This window comes from Streptomyces sp. NPDC007205 (assembly GCF_040634095.1).
GTDB lineage: Bacteria > Actinomycetota > Actinomycetes > Streptomycetales > Streptomycetaceae > Streptomyces.
Window position 1 is genome coordinate 1 of the sequence record NZ_JBEYEW010000066.1, and the last position, 15,005, is coordinate 15,005.

Consider the following 15,005-nt stretch of genomic DNA (forward strand, 5'->3'; position numbering starts at 1 on the left):
CACGATACGGGACCAAGCGAGGCTCCTCGGACGATGCGTGGTGCGTAGAGAACACCACCGCAACGACCAGGAGCCTCGTCTCGTCACCCCACACCGCTGACCTGCACCTTCACCCCAGCAGGACAGGATGAAAACGGTTCAGTAACTGATCGAGTGGTTTCTGCTGAATTCTTTCTGGATCAGCGTTTCTCCGCTGATCGTCGGGAGAGCAAATGGGTGTTCACTGCCCCACATCTGAAGGAGAAACAATGCGTTCCCGTCTACCTCTCGTTGTCGCTGCTCTGGCTGCTACCGCGCTCCTCGGATGCGCGAGCGCCGCAGCTGCCGACGGCTATGCCGCTGGCAGGGTTCAGAACTCTCCCGGAATTCTGAGTGGCAACCTGGTTCAGGCGCCCGTACACGTGCCCGTCAATGCGTGTGGCAACGCAGTCACCGTCATTGGGGCTCTCAACCCCACGTTCGGGAACGTCTGCGGAAACTTCTAGCGCTGGGCGCCTTTTCGGACGGGGAGCCTTCGAGCGGGGAGTGCGCCATCACCTCGGCGACGTTGCCCTGCTCGGGAAATGGCTTGGCTGCGTTCGGCGCCGAGCCTCTTGTGCACCCGGAAGATCTCCGGCTGGTGACTGCAGAGTCAGGCCGTTGTTGCTGCGGTGGCTGGTGACCGACGGCCCGCACTTGCTTTCTCATTGCAAGTGCGGGCCGTCGGCGTATCCGGGGTCGGGCCTGGACCGGGGGCGGTGCGGGGCGCGGGTCCCGTGGTTCGTCGAAGTGGCGGCGAAGGTGATCACGGGGTGGCCGATGATCTGCCGGCCTGCAAGCCGTACGGAAGGGCACCGCTGGAGGCCTTGAACGAGGCGGTGGAGGAGGTGCTGCCGATGTCAGGCCGCCGAGTTGGTGACCCCGCTGCCAGTTCCGGCCCGGTGGCGGCTGCGCCGTTGAGGGGGAGACCATGAAGCCGGTCGCATGAGGGGACCATACTAATAGACGGTGTCCTATGTGGTGAGGCGGAGCAGTCGCTTGTAGCAGCGGATGGCTGCGGCGAGGCCGAGAAAAGCGAGGTAGTTGCGGGGGTCGCGTTCGTAGCGGTGGCTGATTCGGTGGTAGCCGGACAGCCACGAGATCGGCCGCTCGATCACCCACCTGAAGCGGCCCAGCCGTTCGCTGGACTCGGCACCTTTGCGGGCGATGCGTACGCCGATCCGCTTGCCGCGTAACTTTTTCCGCAGGTGGGCACGTCGTAGGCCTTGTCGGCGTGTAGGCGCTGGGGGCGTTTCCCCGTGGTCGTGGACACCCTGATCATTGGATCGTGAGGATCCATAGGGCAGGACGCACCTGGGGCCGGCGGGGCCACACTCCGGTCGTCACCGTAAGCGGACGGCGCTCGGGACGCCTGTCGGTGGCCGGGCTGATCGCCTGGCGCCCGGGCTCCCGCACCCGGTTGCGCCACCGCCTGCTCACCCATCCCGCGGGCAAGGGCAGCGAGCGGGACTGCATCGCCCTCCTGGACGGCGTGCACCAGCTGGTCAAGGCACCCATCGTGCTCGTGTGGGACCGGCTCAACACCCACGTCTCCGAGACGATGCAGGAACTGGTTGCCGAACGTGAGTGGCTGACAATGTTCCTGCTTCCTGCGTACTCGCCCGCTGGGCACACGTCAAACGCAGCCTGGCCCACCTCGTCGTCGTCGCCCTCGACCGCCTGGAGAGGCTCGTGCGTAACCGGCTCAAACGCCTGCAGTGCCGACCCGACACCCTCGACGGGTTCATAGCCGGGATAGGCCTGCCCCTGGACACCCCTACATCACCCTAACGAACCGAGATCAGTGACCAGCCCCACGGATCCGCCCGGGTGCCGCCGCAGCAGGACCGATGCAGGGCCGTCGGGACGACGGTCTCGACTACGTGCTGAACGGTCAGCGTGCCAGGCTCCCGCTGTGACCCGTTGGCCATTCACCATTCCAGCCCGAGCGAGCGCGCACCGCCTGCTGATGATCGCGATCCGATCTGGGCCGGGGAGCGGGTCTTCGCGGCGCACGAAGCCTCCAGCGTCACGTCTCCGCAGCGGTTCGGGTCGATCGCACCTCGGCCCGCCGGGGTTGTTGAGGGCAGCGGAGGACTCCACTTCCACGTTGGGCCCGTCGCCCACAGGGGAGGCGACGGGCCCAACAACTCCAGCGGCGCAGGTCCACCCACCCGCCGGCAAAGGGCCAGAGGCAAAGGAAAGGCGGCTTACCGTGAATAAAACACCGTCCCCGAGCTTGAACCCGCATATATAGAGGGGAAGCGACCTCCATTATGACGGAGGCAGCCGCGCACAAGGTCAACAGTCACACGGGGCGCTTGCCGTGGCACGAACGGGCCCTGGAGATCTGCACGGTCAGGTCGTTCGAGGGCCTGACCCCCTATCGGATCCCGGAGCCAGTGCGGCCAGGCGGCCGGCTTGGCGAGGCCTGAGAAACACCAGGCTGGGAAGGCCAGACTGCGGACGCCTGGAAGCGGCAACACACCACCATCGCCCATTTACATGACCCAATTGTCACACAAACGGATTCACCTGCAACGAACAGATCTTCCAGGCGGCTGGCAGTGCCCAGGTGACGTTCTATACGGGCACTGCCAGCACGGGCACGATTTCCTTCTCAGATCTACAAGATCACCGTCACACCGACAAGGGCCGGATGCTTCGTAGGGCTGGACGGTCAAGGACACGCTGCCGAGCCGGCTGGTCAAACCCCCGACTTCGACCTACGGATGCACCGTCACAGGCTTGTGACTGTCCTGTACGGGCACTGGGCTCGCCGTAGGCGCGAGCACCACCCTCATTGTGTCCGGCTCTGCCCCAACCCCCGCCTTGGACGAACCGCGACAGTCCAGGTAAGGACGTCGATCCCACACCTGGCAATAACACCTCCTGAGTCACAACTCACGTGGCATAGCGGAAGGATCTCAAGCGCCTCTGTGCTGAAGGGAGAAAGGTCCTGCTCGCGGCCGCCCGGGCGGATCACCCTTGCAGACCATGTGCACCGGCAGGCAAGGCTGTCGGCACGCGAAGCGCCGGTGGCACGCGACTTGGGAAGACCTTTCGCTTCAGCGGACCTTCCGGTGTACGGCCTACATCCTCGCGTAGGTCTTAAGACCGTGTCCTATGTGGTGAGGCGGAGGAGGCGCTTGTAGCAGCACAGGGCTGCGGCGAGGCCGAGAAAGGCCAGGTAGTTGCGGGGATCGCGTTCGTAGCGGGGGCTGAGTCGGCGGTAGCCGGACAGCCACGAGATCGTCCGCTCGATCACCCACCTGCGGCGGCCAAGCCGTTCGCTGGACTCGATGCCTTTGCGGGCGATGCGCACGCCGATGCGCTTGCCACGTAACCATTTCCGCAGGTGGGGGATGTCATACGCCTTGTCGGCGTGCAGGCGCTGAGGCTTGAAGTAGCGGCCGCGGTGGGGGTCGTGTCTCGTTTGGTGACCGGCGACCATGGGCTTCAGCGCTTCGCTGTCGTGGGTGTTGGCGGCCGAGACGCCGACGAGGAGGGGCAGTCCGTTCGCGTCCGGCAGGACGTGCATCTTGGAACCCGGCTTACCCCGGTCCACGGGGCTCGGACCTGTGAGTTCGCCCCCTTTTTGGCCCGCACGTGAGCGGAGTCGAGGACCACGCGCGAGACGTCGATGAGGCCGGCGTCATCGAGCCGGTGCAGCACCGCCTCATGCAGCCGGCCCCACACCCCGGCCCGCGACCAGATCAGGAACCGGCGGTGCGCAGTCGACTTCGATATCCCGAAGCACGGCGGCAGAGCCCGCCAGGCACAACCGCTGACCAGCACGTAGATGATCGCCGCGAACAGCGTCTCATCAGGTGTGTCCTGCGTTCCGCCGCCCTGTGGCCGCACCTTCGACGGCGGGATCAGCGGCTCGGCGATCTCCCACAGCCCGTCCGGAACAATCCAACTCCACGTACCCCGCCCCATGAACAGCCCAACGAGCGATCACCACATAGGACACGGTCTAAGACACCGTTTCATTTGGTGAGTCGGCGGTGGCAGATGAGGGCTGCTGCTATACCGACGAAGGCGAGGAAGTGTTCCGACTTTCGCTCGTAGCGGCGGTGCAGGCGTCGGCAGCCGGCCAGCCATGACACGGTCCTCTCGACCACCCATCGATGACGGCCGAGCCGCGTGGACGACTCGATGCCCTTGCGGGCGATACGGTGCCGAATGCCTCGTTCACGGAGCCATTTCCTCAGGTGGTCGTAGTCATAGCCCTTGTCGGCGTGGAGCTTGGCGGGGCGTCGGCGGCGGGGCCCGCGGCGGGAGCGGATCGGCGGGATCCCGCGCACGAGCGGCTTCAGGCCGAGACTGTCGTGCATGTTAACGCCGGAGATCCCCAGCGACAGGGGCAGTCCGCTCCGGTCCGTGATGAGGCGGATCTTCAATCCCAACTTGCCACGGCCGGTCGGATTCGGTCCGGTCAGTGGCCCCCTTTTGCGGCCCGGACACTGACCGAGTCGATCGCGCACCGCGACCAGTCCAACTCGCCATGGCTGCCGAGTTCGTCCAGGATGACGCGGTGGAGCCTGGCCCAGACCCTGTCCCGGCTCCACTGCGCAAAGCGCCGGTAGACCGTGGGCCAGGCCGGTCCGAACACCGGCGGCAACTGCCGCCAGGTACAGCCCGAGGTGGCCACGAAGATGATCGCGGCAAGCGTTTCGCGATCACCCGCCCGACGCCGGCCCCCGCCCTGCGGACGCCTCACCTCCCTCGGCGGCACCACCCGCCGGAACAACACCCATAACTCGTCCGGCACCAGCCGCTCAACCAGATCCGTCATGCATGATTCAACGAACGGATCACACCAAAAGAAACGGTGTCTACGGCGTTCTACGAGCGCAAACGAGCCGAAGGGAAGAGCCACAAGCAGGCTGTCATCGCCCTTGCACGCCGCCGCTTGAACGTCTTGTGGGCCCTCATACGAGACGGCCGCACATTCGAGATCACCGCACCGCCGAGCCCCCTGGTGCTGGTTTGACCTATTCACAGCGAGTCACCAGCCGGGCTTGGCAAGCCCGGGGACACGAACCCATGCAGCCGATTCCAAGCCCGCGCGTCTTCATGCCGGCGACGCCTACGACATCCCTCACCTGCGGGGCCGGCCACTGCCGCCTCAACCACCGCTACGAGCGCAAACCTGCCAACTACCTGGCCTTTCTCGGACTGGCAGCCGCACAATGCTGCTACAAACGGCTCCTCAAGATGACCATGTAGGACACGGTCCGAGATCACCATGACGTGGGATTGCGGGCAGCACCCGGTGCTCAGAGCTTGGCGTGAGAGGGACGTCCGGCTCTTTTTCGACTGCGGTGATGCGCCAGGTCTGCCTTGTGCATTCCGTTGTCATTGGCGCGCCTGTTGTGGCGCCTGGCCAGACGGGCTGCTGGCTCCTGGATAGTCGTGGCGCATGTAGCGGCGGGCCTCGGTCCACTTGCCACGTTGGTGCCGAGGCTGAACTCCTTGTTCAGCCGCTCCGGCGAAGACCTCACCCCCAGCGTCCGAAAAGTGCTGGTGTGAAAAGACCGCGACGAACCCTGAGGATCTCGTTCGCTCGCTTGGTCTCACGGTTCTCCCGCTTCGGCTTCTTCCCTGTTCGGGGAACGTACGGCACGCGGCACTCGTCGCTCTGGCCGCTCGGGCCGATCTTCCTGATCCTCTCGTGGGCAGCGATCCGAAAGTATAAAAAGGTGATATGGGTGAATTATCCGGTCAAAACGGGCGCGAGGCATCCGATGTGTCCGCGACGACATCTGAGCACGGTCGGGATTCTCGTCAAGAACAACGGCACCACGGGGGAGAGCAGCCAAGTGCACCTGGGCAGAGGGAAAAGTCCGGGCAGCTGCGGCAGCGGCTCTACTCGCTGCTGAGTGTGCGTAGCCTCGCCGGCCAAGTCCTCCTCCTGCAATTGGAGGTCGTACTGCTGCTCGTCGCAGCGACGCTGGTCGCTCTCGTCGCGCAGGATCGACGCGACAGTATGGCGAATGCCCGGAACCGGACGCTCATCACCGCGCAGACGTTCGCGAACTCCCCGGGGATCGTAGGGGCACTGAAGGGTCCGCACCCGTCCGAGGTGCTGCAGCCGCACGCCGAGGCGGCGCGGAAGACAGTGGGCGTCGACGCCGTCATCGTGTACCGGCTCGACGGAATCACCCTCACCCACAGCGACCCGCACCAGATCGGGAAACGTGTGATCGGTCCCTATGCGGAGGCCGCGACCGGCAAGCCGTTCACCAGGACCTTCCAGGGGCCTTTGGGGCTCTCCGTGATCTCGGCAGTCCCCGTCCGGGCTCCGGACAACTCGGTCATCGCCATCGTCTCCGTCCCCGTCACGGTCGAGAAGGTGCAGTACATGGTCAACCGGCAGCTGCCGGTGCTGTTCGGCGGCGCTGCCGCGGCTCTTCTCATCGCCGCAAGCGGCTCGGGGCTGGTGAGCCGCTGGTTACGACGGCAGACCCATGGCCTGGGGCCGGGCGAGATGACCCGGATGTACGAGCACCACGACGCGGTCCTGCACGCCGTAAGGGAAGGGGTACTGATCATCGGCGGTGACGGCCAGCTGATGCTGGCCAACGACGAGGCGCGGCGGCTGCTGCACCTGCCGGCCGACGCGGAGCACCACTACATCACCGATCTCGGTCTGGAGGAAGGTCTCGCCGAGCTGCTGGCCTCCGAACGCCTCGCCACCGACGAGGTGTGTCTTGCGGCCGACCGGCTGCTCGCGGTCAACAAGCGGCTCACCGCACCTCACGGACCGGCCGGCAGCGTGGTGACACTGCGGGACACCACCGAGCTAGAGGCTCTCTCCGGCCGGGCCGAGGCCGCCCGCGAGCGACTCAATTTGCTGTACGACGCAGGGCTGCGGATCGGCACCACGCTCGATGTGAAGGACACCGCCGAGGAGCTGGCGGAGGTGGCCGTCCCGCGTTTCGCCGACGTCGTCACCGTCGAGCTGTTGGACCCCGTCCTCCAGGGCGAGGAGCCCTCCAGTGCACCCGCCGCGATCACCGAGATGCGTCGAACCGCAGTTGCCGGCCGGGACGCTGACCATCTCTTCCACCCCGTCGGTGAGCTGATCCATGTCGTCCGGGACCATCCCATTTGCGTGGCGATGACGAGCGGCCGGTCGGTCCTGGTGAGGGAATTGAGCACTTCCGACGGCTGGTGGGCCCAGTGCAAGTATGTCCAGCAGAGCCTCGACCACGGAATCCGCTCCCTGCTCGTGGTCCCGCTGCGGGCGCGTGGCGGGCTGCTGGGAATGGTGGAGTTCTGGCGCGCCGACAGCTCCCCCTTGTTCCATGACGAGGACGTGTCCTTCGCCGAGGAACTGGCCGCCCGGGCAGCGGTATGCATCGACAACGCCCGCCGTTACACCCGCGAACACGCCATGGCCGTGGCCCTTCAGAAGAGTCTGCTGCCGCGTGAGCTGCCCGAGCAGTCGGCCCTTGATGTGGCCTACCGCTATCTGCCGGCCCAGGCCGGAGTGGGCGGGGACTGGTTCGACGTCATCCCGCTCTCCGGCACACGCGTGGCGCTGGTGGTCGGTGATGTCGTCGGCCATGGTCTGCACGCAGCGGCGACCATGGGCAGGCTGCGCACCGCCGTTCTCAACTTGGCGAGCCTGGACATGTCCCCGGAAGAGCTGTTGAGCCGAATGGACGAGCTGGTGGCCCAGATCGATGCCGAGGAGGCGAACGCAGGGGAGGACGGGCAGGCCATGGTCACCGGGGCTACCTGCCTCTACGCTGTATACGACCCCACATCGGGGCGATTGCTCCTCGCGACCGCGGGCCATCCAGGACCGGCGGTGGTCCAGCCCGACGGTACCGTGGACTTCCCCGAGATGCCTGTCTCCCCGCCACTGGGCCTGGGTGCCGGTCTGCCCGTCGAGTGCGCCGATCTGACGGTGCCGGAGGGATCCGCGCTGGCGCTCTTCAGCGACGGACTGGTCGAGGACCGCGACCGCGACCTGGACGTCGGGCTGGAGGCCCTGCGCAACGCTCTGGCAGGCCCCACTCGTACCCCCGAGGCCATCTGTGAAGCGGTGATGGCAGCCATGCTGCCGGACCGGCCCAGGGATGACGTTGCGCTGCTGGTGGCCCGCACACACCGGCTCGATTCCGCGCACGTCGCCGAGTGGGAGGTGCCCCGTGACCCGGCGGCTGTGGCCCCGGTGCGCACCGCCTGTGCTCGCCGGCTGACGGAGTGGGGCCTGGAGCAGGTCGTCTTCACCGCCGAACTCATCCTCAGCGAGCTGATCACCAACGCCGTCCGCTACGGCACCGATCCCATTGGCGTCCGGCTGCTGCGTACCGCGCCGATCAGCGACTCCCCCGCAGGTACCTTGATTTTGGAAGTCTCCGACGGCAGCAGTACCTCCCCCCGACTGCGCCGCGCGCGCGTCACCGATGAGGGCGGCCGCGGACTCTTCCTGGTCGCCCAGTTCGCCGAACACTGGGGCACTCGCTATACGTCCACCGGCAAAGCCATCTGGGCCGAACCGTTCCTCCACGGCGGCGCCACGCCGGCGGCGGAAGGGCTCGGCGAGTTCCTCTTGGACCAATGGGACGACGAGGCACTGTGAAGGGGGCCTTCGGCCACTGTGCGGTCGCGTATGCCGCGTTAGGGCCGCGACGGTGAGGGGCTCGGGTTGGGCGAAGGCCCGCTTGACCGGGCTGCGAAGCCGGGCGTGCGCCCGGTTGAACTGCTGGGACACGGTCAGCTCACAGCCGCGGCACCGCTTGAATGGGGCGCAGAAAGGCCCGGCCAGCTCCGTCGTAGGTTTTGTCCGCAAGGGACGGGGATCTTCAGGCGTTCACATGCGGTGATGGTGCGGTCGGAGGTAGTCCGGTTTGGCCCGTCGCTCTGCGCGGGTGAAGGACGGGGCCCGGTTTGCGGATCTGGCGGGCGTTCGCGCTGGCACCGCACCGGTCGCAGACGTGCCCGCTGTCCACCGACCCGCTGTTCATCGACAAGGTCCGTGACTCGTGGGCCTTGTATCTGGACCCGCCGGAGAAGCCTCTGGCGCTGTGCGCGGACGAGAAGTCGCAGATCCAGGCCCTGGACCGGTCCCAGCCCGTGCCGCCGACAATGCCCGGGTTCCCGAACGCCGCAGCCACGGCTACGTCCGGGCCGGCACCACCACCTTGCTCGCGGCCCTGGAGGTCGCCACGGGGAAGGTCATCGGCTCCCTCCACCACAGGCACCGGACTGGGGAGTTCAAAAAGTTCCTCACCAAGCTGGACAAGGAAGTGCCCGCCGGCCTCGACGCGCACCTGATCCGGGACAACTACGTCACCCATACGACGCCTGCCATCAAGCAGCGGCTGCTGGCACACCCGCGTCTCCACCCGCACTTCACGCCGACGAGTGCGTCCTGGGCTGAACCTGGCGGAGCGGTGGTTCGCCGAACTGACGCAGAAGAAACTCAAACGCGGTGTCCACCGCTCCCTCCAGGCCCTCGCACGCGACATCCGGACCTGGCTCGCCGACTGGAACGAGCATCCCACGGCCATTCCTCTGGACGAAGACCGCCGACGAGATCCTCCACAAAGTCGCCGCCTACTGCCGATGAATCTCCGACTCGGGTCACCAGTTCCATTCCATGACAACTCATCAGTAACTGTTCTTCAAATGACCCGTCAGTAACTACTCCCGCGGCAGCTCAGCCACCCAGAGTGCGGTCGGTAGGTGTAGGCAAGATCACATGTCTCGAATGACGTCACATCAAGCAGTAGACAGGAAGACCTGATGCATCATCAATTACGGTCCTTCAGCGACTACCTGATGACTTATCAGCAGTTACTGAGGAGTCATTTATCGCGGAACCAGTGCTCACCGTAAGGACATTGAGGCAGAAGCGACCTTCCTCCTCTGGCAAGATGTCCGCACGCGGCCCAAACGGGACAGGGCGTTGCGCCTCCGGGGCGCTCACCCCCTTCACCCGTACGCCGCTGCCGGGTCCCGTCCTTTTGAAAGGAAAATGGTGCACAGGATTCGATTATCCAGAAGAGTGAGAGCGCTCATAGCCGCCGTCACCGCTACGCTCGGCGTCGCCCTCGGCTTAGCCATCGGCACCCAAGCCCAAGCCGCCGTAACCGGCACCCTTTACGGCGGACAGGGGAAGTACAGCGTCATCAACCAGCGTTCCCAGCCTTCAACTTCCTCCACGATCGTCGGCCGCTCACGCGTGGGTGACCGGATTTCGATGACTTGCCGGACCGTTGGCATCACGGTTGAGAACGACTCCCGATGGGTGCGCTCAGGTTCGTACTACATTGCCGACGCCTTCATCGCCGAGAACACCAACGATCTGCCCCCCTGCAACGGCAATCCTGATCCGGATACCCCGACGCCCCCCGGAACCCCCACGACCGGTCAGAAGACTGTCAGTATCAAGATGCAGAAGCAGGTCCAGAGCCAGTGGTGCTGGGACGCGTCCGGCCTGACCATTGCCAAATACTGGGGCTTTACCGGCTACGACCAGCACGACTTCTGCCAACTCGCCGCGACTGGCCGCTGGGTGAACTGCAACAACCAGCCCGCCACGCTCGATGACATGGCCAACGGCCTTGACAGAATGGGCATCGCCGACAGTGGCGACAGCATTAGCCGCGCCTCCTTCTCTGAAACCACTCAGCAGATCAAGGCCGGTCACCCTTTCGCCGTCCGGATCGGCTGGCGCAGCGGCGGCGGCCACATGAACGTCATTTACGGCTACGACAGCGCCAGCCGCATGATCGCAGTCGGTGACCCGTGGCCCGACACCCAGACGTACACATGGTGGGCCTACGACAAGTACTCGAGCAACAACCAATTCGAGTGGACCCACTCGCGCATCAACATTCATAACTAAAGGAGGACGACCGACCATGCAGATTAAGCGGAATTCCACGCACGCGGCCGCTTGGGGTGGCGTCCTCACCGCAGCAGCGCTCGCCGCGATGACCACCACCCCTGCGCATGCCGCCGACGCCGGTGGCGACATCCCCGGCTACCAGTCAGCCCAGAAGGTACTCCAGACCCAAAAGGTCAAGGAGACCGTCTCGCGCTTCTTCGGCGCGGCCAAGCGAGAAGGAAGCACCGGCGACGCGGACGGCGGCATGCAGGGCGGCGGACCCACCACAACAGCAGGCGCACCCCAGTTCGACCTCCAGTCCCTTGTGCCGATCTACGCGGTCAGCCCCGAGTTCGTTCTGGGTAAGGTCAAAGGTGCCCTCCAAGAGGGGCTGGGACTCTCCTTCCTCGCGTCCCGGGTCACCGCTTCAGACGGCCAGAAGGCCTCTGTGCTGCTCTCTCCGAAGGGCCAGACCCAGAACGTCGGCGGCGCGACCGCGGGCAGCGACGGCTGGCAACTTTCCGGCATCCGCGACGGAGACAGAGAAGTCACCTTCGCGGAAAGCGGCGCCGGTAGCCCTCACATACGCACCTTCACCGAGCCGCAAATCAACGCTTGGTACCGGCTCACCGACAAGGGCTCGGTCGAACCGCTCAACAAGGAGGCACGCACCGGCCTCGAGGGCAAGGACCGCATCCCTCTCGCTGAGTACCAGAAGCTCGTGAAAAAACGGTACGGCGACAAATTGCCGGGCTCTGAGTACGACCGCAAGGGACTGGCCGGCGGGTACACAAGCCTTACCCCGACCGGTGAGGACCCTCAGTCCAAGGCGGTCGATCCCTCACAGCGCTCCGATGACCACTGGCAGCTGGCAGCACTTCCCGGCGCCGCTGGCCTCGTGGCGGTCGGCGGCGCTATGTACATACGCCGACGGAGGACGGTCACCGAGCGCTGACGCACCTATGGTTGTCGGTCCCCGGGGGTGTCTCTATGTCTTTCGTCAAGCGAGGTGTGGGGTTCTGGGTTCGTAGAAGGTACCGTCGCGGAGCATCGCGAACAGCACGCTGATGGGTGGCGGGCTGGGCGGTGAAGCCAATCGTGTACGGGCGATGTTGGCGTTATTCGTGGCGGACGTGTTCGCCTCGATACCGCGCAAGGACCAGCGGGCCAAGAGCGACTGTTATCTGCGGGGACTGATGATGGACGGCCGCCGCACGTCCATTCAGGCCATGGCCTTGCGACTGCCGGACGGCAGCGAGCAGGACCTGCGCCAGTTGGTGAACCAGTCCACCTGGGATCCGGTGCCGGTGCGCCGGCGGATCGCCGAGCGGCTGGTGCCGCGGATCGGCCCCGACGCCTGGGCGGTCGATGACGTGTCGCTCCCCAAGGACGGCAGGGTGTCGGTCGCTGTCGCCCACCAGTACCGTGGTGCGCTGGGCAAACAGGCCATTCGCCCGGGAGCTGCAGCCCTTGTCGCCCAGCACGTGGGCGGGGGCGGACCCACGGCCGTCCCGGGCCGATCCGGGGCACCCGTATCGCTTCCATCACGGCGGTGAACTGGGTGCAGTCGTTGGTCTGCTGGTCAGGCCACTTCGGGAACGTCCGAGTGCCGGGCTGCGGAGCCCCCCTTTTTCGGGCCCCGGCGGCGTGCTGGTGGGCGCGGACGACGGTGGAGTCGACCGACACGAGCCAGTCGACGCCTCCCGCCTCGTCCGCCCTCGCCTGCGCGGCCCGGAGCATCCGTTCGAACGAGCCGTCCAGGGCCCACCGGCGCAAGCGGGTGTGCAGTGTCGCCCAGAGACCGTACCGCTCGGGCGCATCCTGCCGTGCCACCACGGTCCGGAACTTCCACACGATCCCGTTGAGCACGGTGCGGTCGTCCAACCGCTCCCGCCCCCGCACGGGCTCAGGCAGCAGCGGCCGGATGAACCCGACAGTTCATAGCGACGTATCACTCAGCCATGACCCACCACTGAAGACCATTTGAGACACCGCCTCGCTAGTCGTCGCGGCGCAGGAGAGTGATCAGCCGCACCATCTCCAGGTAGATCCACACTAACGACATGGTGAGACCGAAGGCGGCGAGCCACGACTCGTCGCGAGGGGCGCCGTACTGGATGCCGTCCTCGATCCGCTTGAAGTCCAGCGACAGGAAGAAGGCTCCGAGCAGCACGCCGATGATCCCGACGAAGATGCCGAGCCCGCCGCTGAGTACCAAGCCACCGCCGAATGGGGCAAAGAGCAGATTGACGGCCGTCAGCAGCAGGAAGCCGATCGCGACGGCCGTGCCGATGCGTAAATAGCGCTGGGTGACCCGGATCACCCGAGTCTTGTAGGCGAGCAGCAAGCCGGAGAGCACTGCCGCCGTGCCCAGCATCGCCTGCACTGGGGCGCCCTGCCACGCCTCGTTGTACATGCGGCTGATCACCCCGAGAAACACACCCTCGAAGGCCGCGTAGGCGATGATCAGGATGGGGGACGGGGTCCGTTTGAACGACTGGGCGACGCCGAGAAGCATAGCCACCAGCCCAGCTCCGATCGCGATGCCGTAGCTGGTGGAAGTCACCGGCAGCACGAACCAGGCGAGCAGTGATCCGATGACGACTGTGCCCAGCGTCATCGTGGTGCGGGCGATGACATCATCCATCGTCATGTGACCGGCTGCGGACGCCTGGTCCGTCTGCTGGGACGTGATCGTGTACGGGTTGCCCCCGCCGTGGCCGTATGAGCCGCCATACCCATACGGGTCGGTGGCTGCCGCCGCGCCGCCGGTGCCGAATCTCGTGTAGCTGTCGCTACGCGGGAACCCCCGCCGGAAGACCGGATTGTTGCTTCTCATCGCTTCCTCCGTGAGCACGGTGCGTCCGACCTCGCATAAACGTCTCGTCCGCCTGGCATCGCTTGTCTTCAGCCCAGACATGATGTTCCCGAACCAACGGATCGGCCGCGTGCAGCGTTCCCGCGCGTCTGTCGCCGACCCGCCGTTCGGGGGAGTGGTCCGGTAGGCCTGGTCTGACCGTCGTCGCGACGTACAGCAGGTTTCGCGCCGTCCGGTACCGCCTTCCCGGGCGTCAGGCCGTCGATTGAGATTGTCAGCCTTCTTGCCTCGCTCGGCCGGGGCGTCGCGATCGGGACGTTGTGGTGTCCGTCAGGGTCTGGCGCGGTGATCGGCCGTAGGTTTCGCGATAGAGGGCGGCGAAGCGGCCCATGTGGAAGAAGCCCCATCGGGTGGCGATGTCCATGACTGTGGTGCCGCTGAAGGGATCGGCCACCAGCAGCTCGTCATGTGCGCGGGAGAGGCGCAGCCGGCGAAGGTGGGCGAGTGGAGTGGTGTCGAGGTGCTGACGAAAGGCGTACTGCAGGGACCGTATGGTGACGTGGGCCGCAGCGGCGATGTCTGCGAGAGTGAGGGGGCTATCCGCATTTTCGTCCATGTAGGCAAGAGCTCGTCGCAGCGTGTACGGGTGTGCGTCGTTGCGGTCGGACGCGGTGGGGTCGGTGCACGCAGTGTTGGGGAAGGCCGACAGTACGCTCGCGGCCAGCAGTTGGCCGGCGGCGGAGACGATCAGAGGCTGGTCCGCGACAGTAGGCTCGGCCAGCACCTGGTCGCGCAGGTAGTAGAGGGCGTTTTGCAGCTGGCGGGCTGCGGTCGCCGAGTGCGGTCGGTGTCCGGTAACGCGGACGGGCTGGGGCTTCCGCCCTTCTGCAGTCGCCGCGACCTGGGTGAGCAGATCCGGGTGCAGCATCGTGAAGTTGTAGCGCGCCGAATGGACCCGCCCGGCGGAGGGCAGGTCGGGCGGGGCCAAGGAGACCAGGTCGCCGGGGCCGACGACGTCAGCGACGTCTCCGAGGGTGCGTGACTGGATGGAGCCCTCGTGGACGAGGCACACGGCGACCATGCCCAGGGGAGCGGCGGAGTAGCTCATGTCGAAGTCCATGTTGAACTCGGCAACGGTCACCGAGGGCATCACCATGCGGTGGATCGTCGTGCGGCTGGACTCGGGGGCGGTGGCGCCGATGCGCATGCTGGCGTAGATATGGAGCCTTTTCAACGGTGAGCCTCCAGGGTGAGGATGGCCTTTGTGGTTGACGTGAGTGCGTTCGGGCTGAGTCTGGCCTTGCGGAGGATCCG

General features: G+C 65.9%; 10 protein-coding genes and 4 pseudogenes. 8 read left to right on the plus strand and 6 right to left on the minus strand.

Annotated elements, in window-relative coordinates:
• Positions 1–248 precede the first annotated feature (248 nt).
• Complete coding sequence (locus ABZ624_RS39705) at positions 249–485, plus strand: chaplin (RefSeq protein WP_360099925.1); 237 nt, start codon at positions 249–251, stop codon at positions 483–485.
• Between the two features lie 507 nt (positions 486–992).
• Here ABZ624_RS39705 and ABZ624_RS39710 read toward each other — a convergent pair.
• A pseudogene (locus ABZ624_RS39710) lies at positions 993–1,276 on the minus strand (transposase); the annotation flags it as partial.
• Between the two features lie 30 nt (positions 1,277–1,306).
• On the opposite strand from ABZ624_RS39710, the gene ABZ624_RS39715 reads away from it, so the two are divergent.
• On the plus strand, positions 1,307–1,768 hold the full coding sequence (locus tag ABZ624_RS39715) for a transposase (RefSeq protein WP_360099927.1): 462 nt from the start codon (positions 1,307–1,309) through the stop codon (positions 1,766–1,768).
• Between the two features lie 1,374 nt (positions 1,769–3,142).
• Here the strand turns inward: ABZ624_RS39715 and ABZ624_RS39720 are convergent.
• A protein-coding gene (locus ABZ624_RS39720; protein WP_360099929.1) for an IS5 family transposase occupies positions 3,143–3,960 on the minus strand; the annotation gives its coding sequence in 2 pieces (ribosomal slippage) (positions 3,143–3,618 and positions 3,618–3,960; 819 coding nt in all).
• Between the two features lie 50 nt (positions 3,961–4,010).
• A protein-coding gene (locus ABZ624_RS39725) for an IS5 family transposase (protein ID WP_360099931.1) occupies positions 4,011–4,819 on the minus strand; the annotation gives its coding sequence in 2 pieces (ribosomal slippage) (positions 4,011–4,469 and positions 4,472–4,819; 807 coding nt in all).
• Between the two features lie 39 nt (positions 4,820–4,858).
• On the opposite strand from ABZ624_RS39725, the pseudogene ABZ624_RS39730 reads away from it, so the two are divergent.
• From ABZ624_RS39730 to ABZ624_RS39755, 6 genes and pseudogenes are all read left to right on the plus strand, one after another.
• Positions 4,859–5,017 (plus strand): annotated as a pseudogene (locus ABZ624_RS39730) (IS110 family transposase); the annotation flags it as partial.
• An 861-nt stretch (positions 5,018–5,878) separates the two neighbouring features.
• On the plus strand, positions 5,879–8,620 hold the full coding sequence (locus tag ABZ624_RS39735; protein WP_360099943.1) for a SpoIIE family protein phosphatase: 2,742 nt from the start codon (positions 5,879–5,881) through the stop codon (positions 8,618–8,620).
• Positions 8,621–8,931: 311 nt separating this feature from the next.
• Positions 8,932–9,610, plus strand: a pseudogene (locus tag ABZ624_RS39740) (IS630 family transposase); the annotation flags it as partial.
• A gap of 438 nt (positions 9,611–10,048) precedes the next feature.
• Entirely contained in the window at positions 10,049–10,891 is an 843-nt protein-coding gene (locus ABZ624_RS39745; protein WP_360099933.1) for a papain-like cysteine protease family protein, read from the plus strand.
• A gap of 16 nt (positions 10,892–10,907) precedes the next feature.
• Entirely contained in the window at positions 10,908–11,828 is a 921-nt protein-coding gene (locus ABZ624_RS39750; protein ID WP_360099935.1) for a hypothetical protein, read from the plus strand.
• 112 nt (positions 11,829–11,940) lie between these two features.
• Positions 11,941–12,429 carry a transposase gene (locus ABZ624_RS39755; protein ID WP_360099937.1) on the plus strand — a complete coding sequence of 163 codons (489 nt, stop codon included), beginning with the start codon at positions 11,941–11,943 and terminating at the stop codon, positions 12,427–12,429.
• A 193-nt stretch (positions 12,430–12,622) separates the two neighbouring features.
• Here ABZ624_RS39755 and ABZ624_RS39760 read toward each other — a convergent pair.
• From ABZ624_RS39760 to ABZ624_RS39770, 3 genes and pseudogenes are all read right to left on the minus strand, one after another.
• Positions 12,623–12,799 (minus strand): annotated as a pseudogene (locus ABZ624_RS39760) (transposase); the annotation flags it as partial.
• Between the two features lie 73 nt (positions 12,800–12,872).
• Positions 12,873–13,712: a Bax inhibitor-1/YccA family protein gene (locus ABZ624_RS39765; protein WP_360099939.1), complete on the minus strand. Its 840-nt coding sequence runs from the start codon at positions 13,710–13,712 to the stop codon at positions 12,873–12,875.
• 253 nt (positions 13,713–13,965) lie between these two features.
• Entirely contained in the window at positions 13,966–14,898 is a 933-nt protein-coding gene (locus ABZ624_RS39770) for a helix-turn-helix transcriptional regulator (RefSeq protein WP_360099941.1), read from the minus strand.
• Between the last annotated feature and the right edge of the window lie 107 nt (positions 14,899–15,005).

Bases quoted from the DNA above. Each gene is read 5' to 3' on its own strand.
- ABZ624_RS39755 (WP_360099937.1), top strand. From the start codon at position 11,941: ATGGGTGGCGGGCTGGGCGGTGAAGCCAATCGTGTACGGGCGATGTTG.
- ABZ624_RS39750 (WP_360099935.1), top strand. From the start codon at position 10,908: ATGCAGATTAAGCGGAATTCCACGCACGCGGCCGCTTGGGGTGGCGTC.
- ABZ624_RS39705 (WP_360099925.1), top strand. From the start codon at position 249: ATGCGTTCCCGTCTACCTCTCGTTGTCGCTGCTCTGGCTGCTACCGCG.
- ABZ624_RS39765 (WP_360099939.1), bottom strand. From the start codon at position 13,712: ATGAGAAGCAACAATCCGGTCTTCCGGCGGGGGTTCCCGCGTAGCGAC.
- ABZ624_RS39770 (WP_360099941.1), bottom strand. From the start codon at position 14,898: ATGCGCATCGGCGCCACCGCCCCCGAGTCCAGCCGCACGACGATCCAC.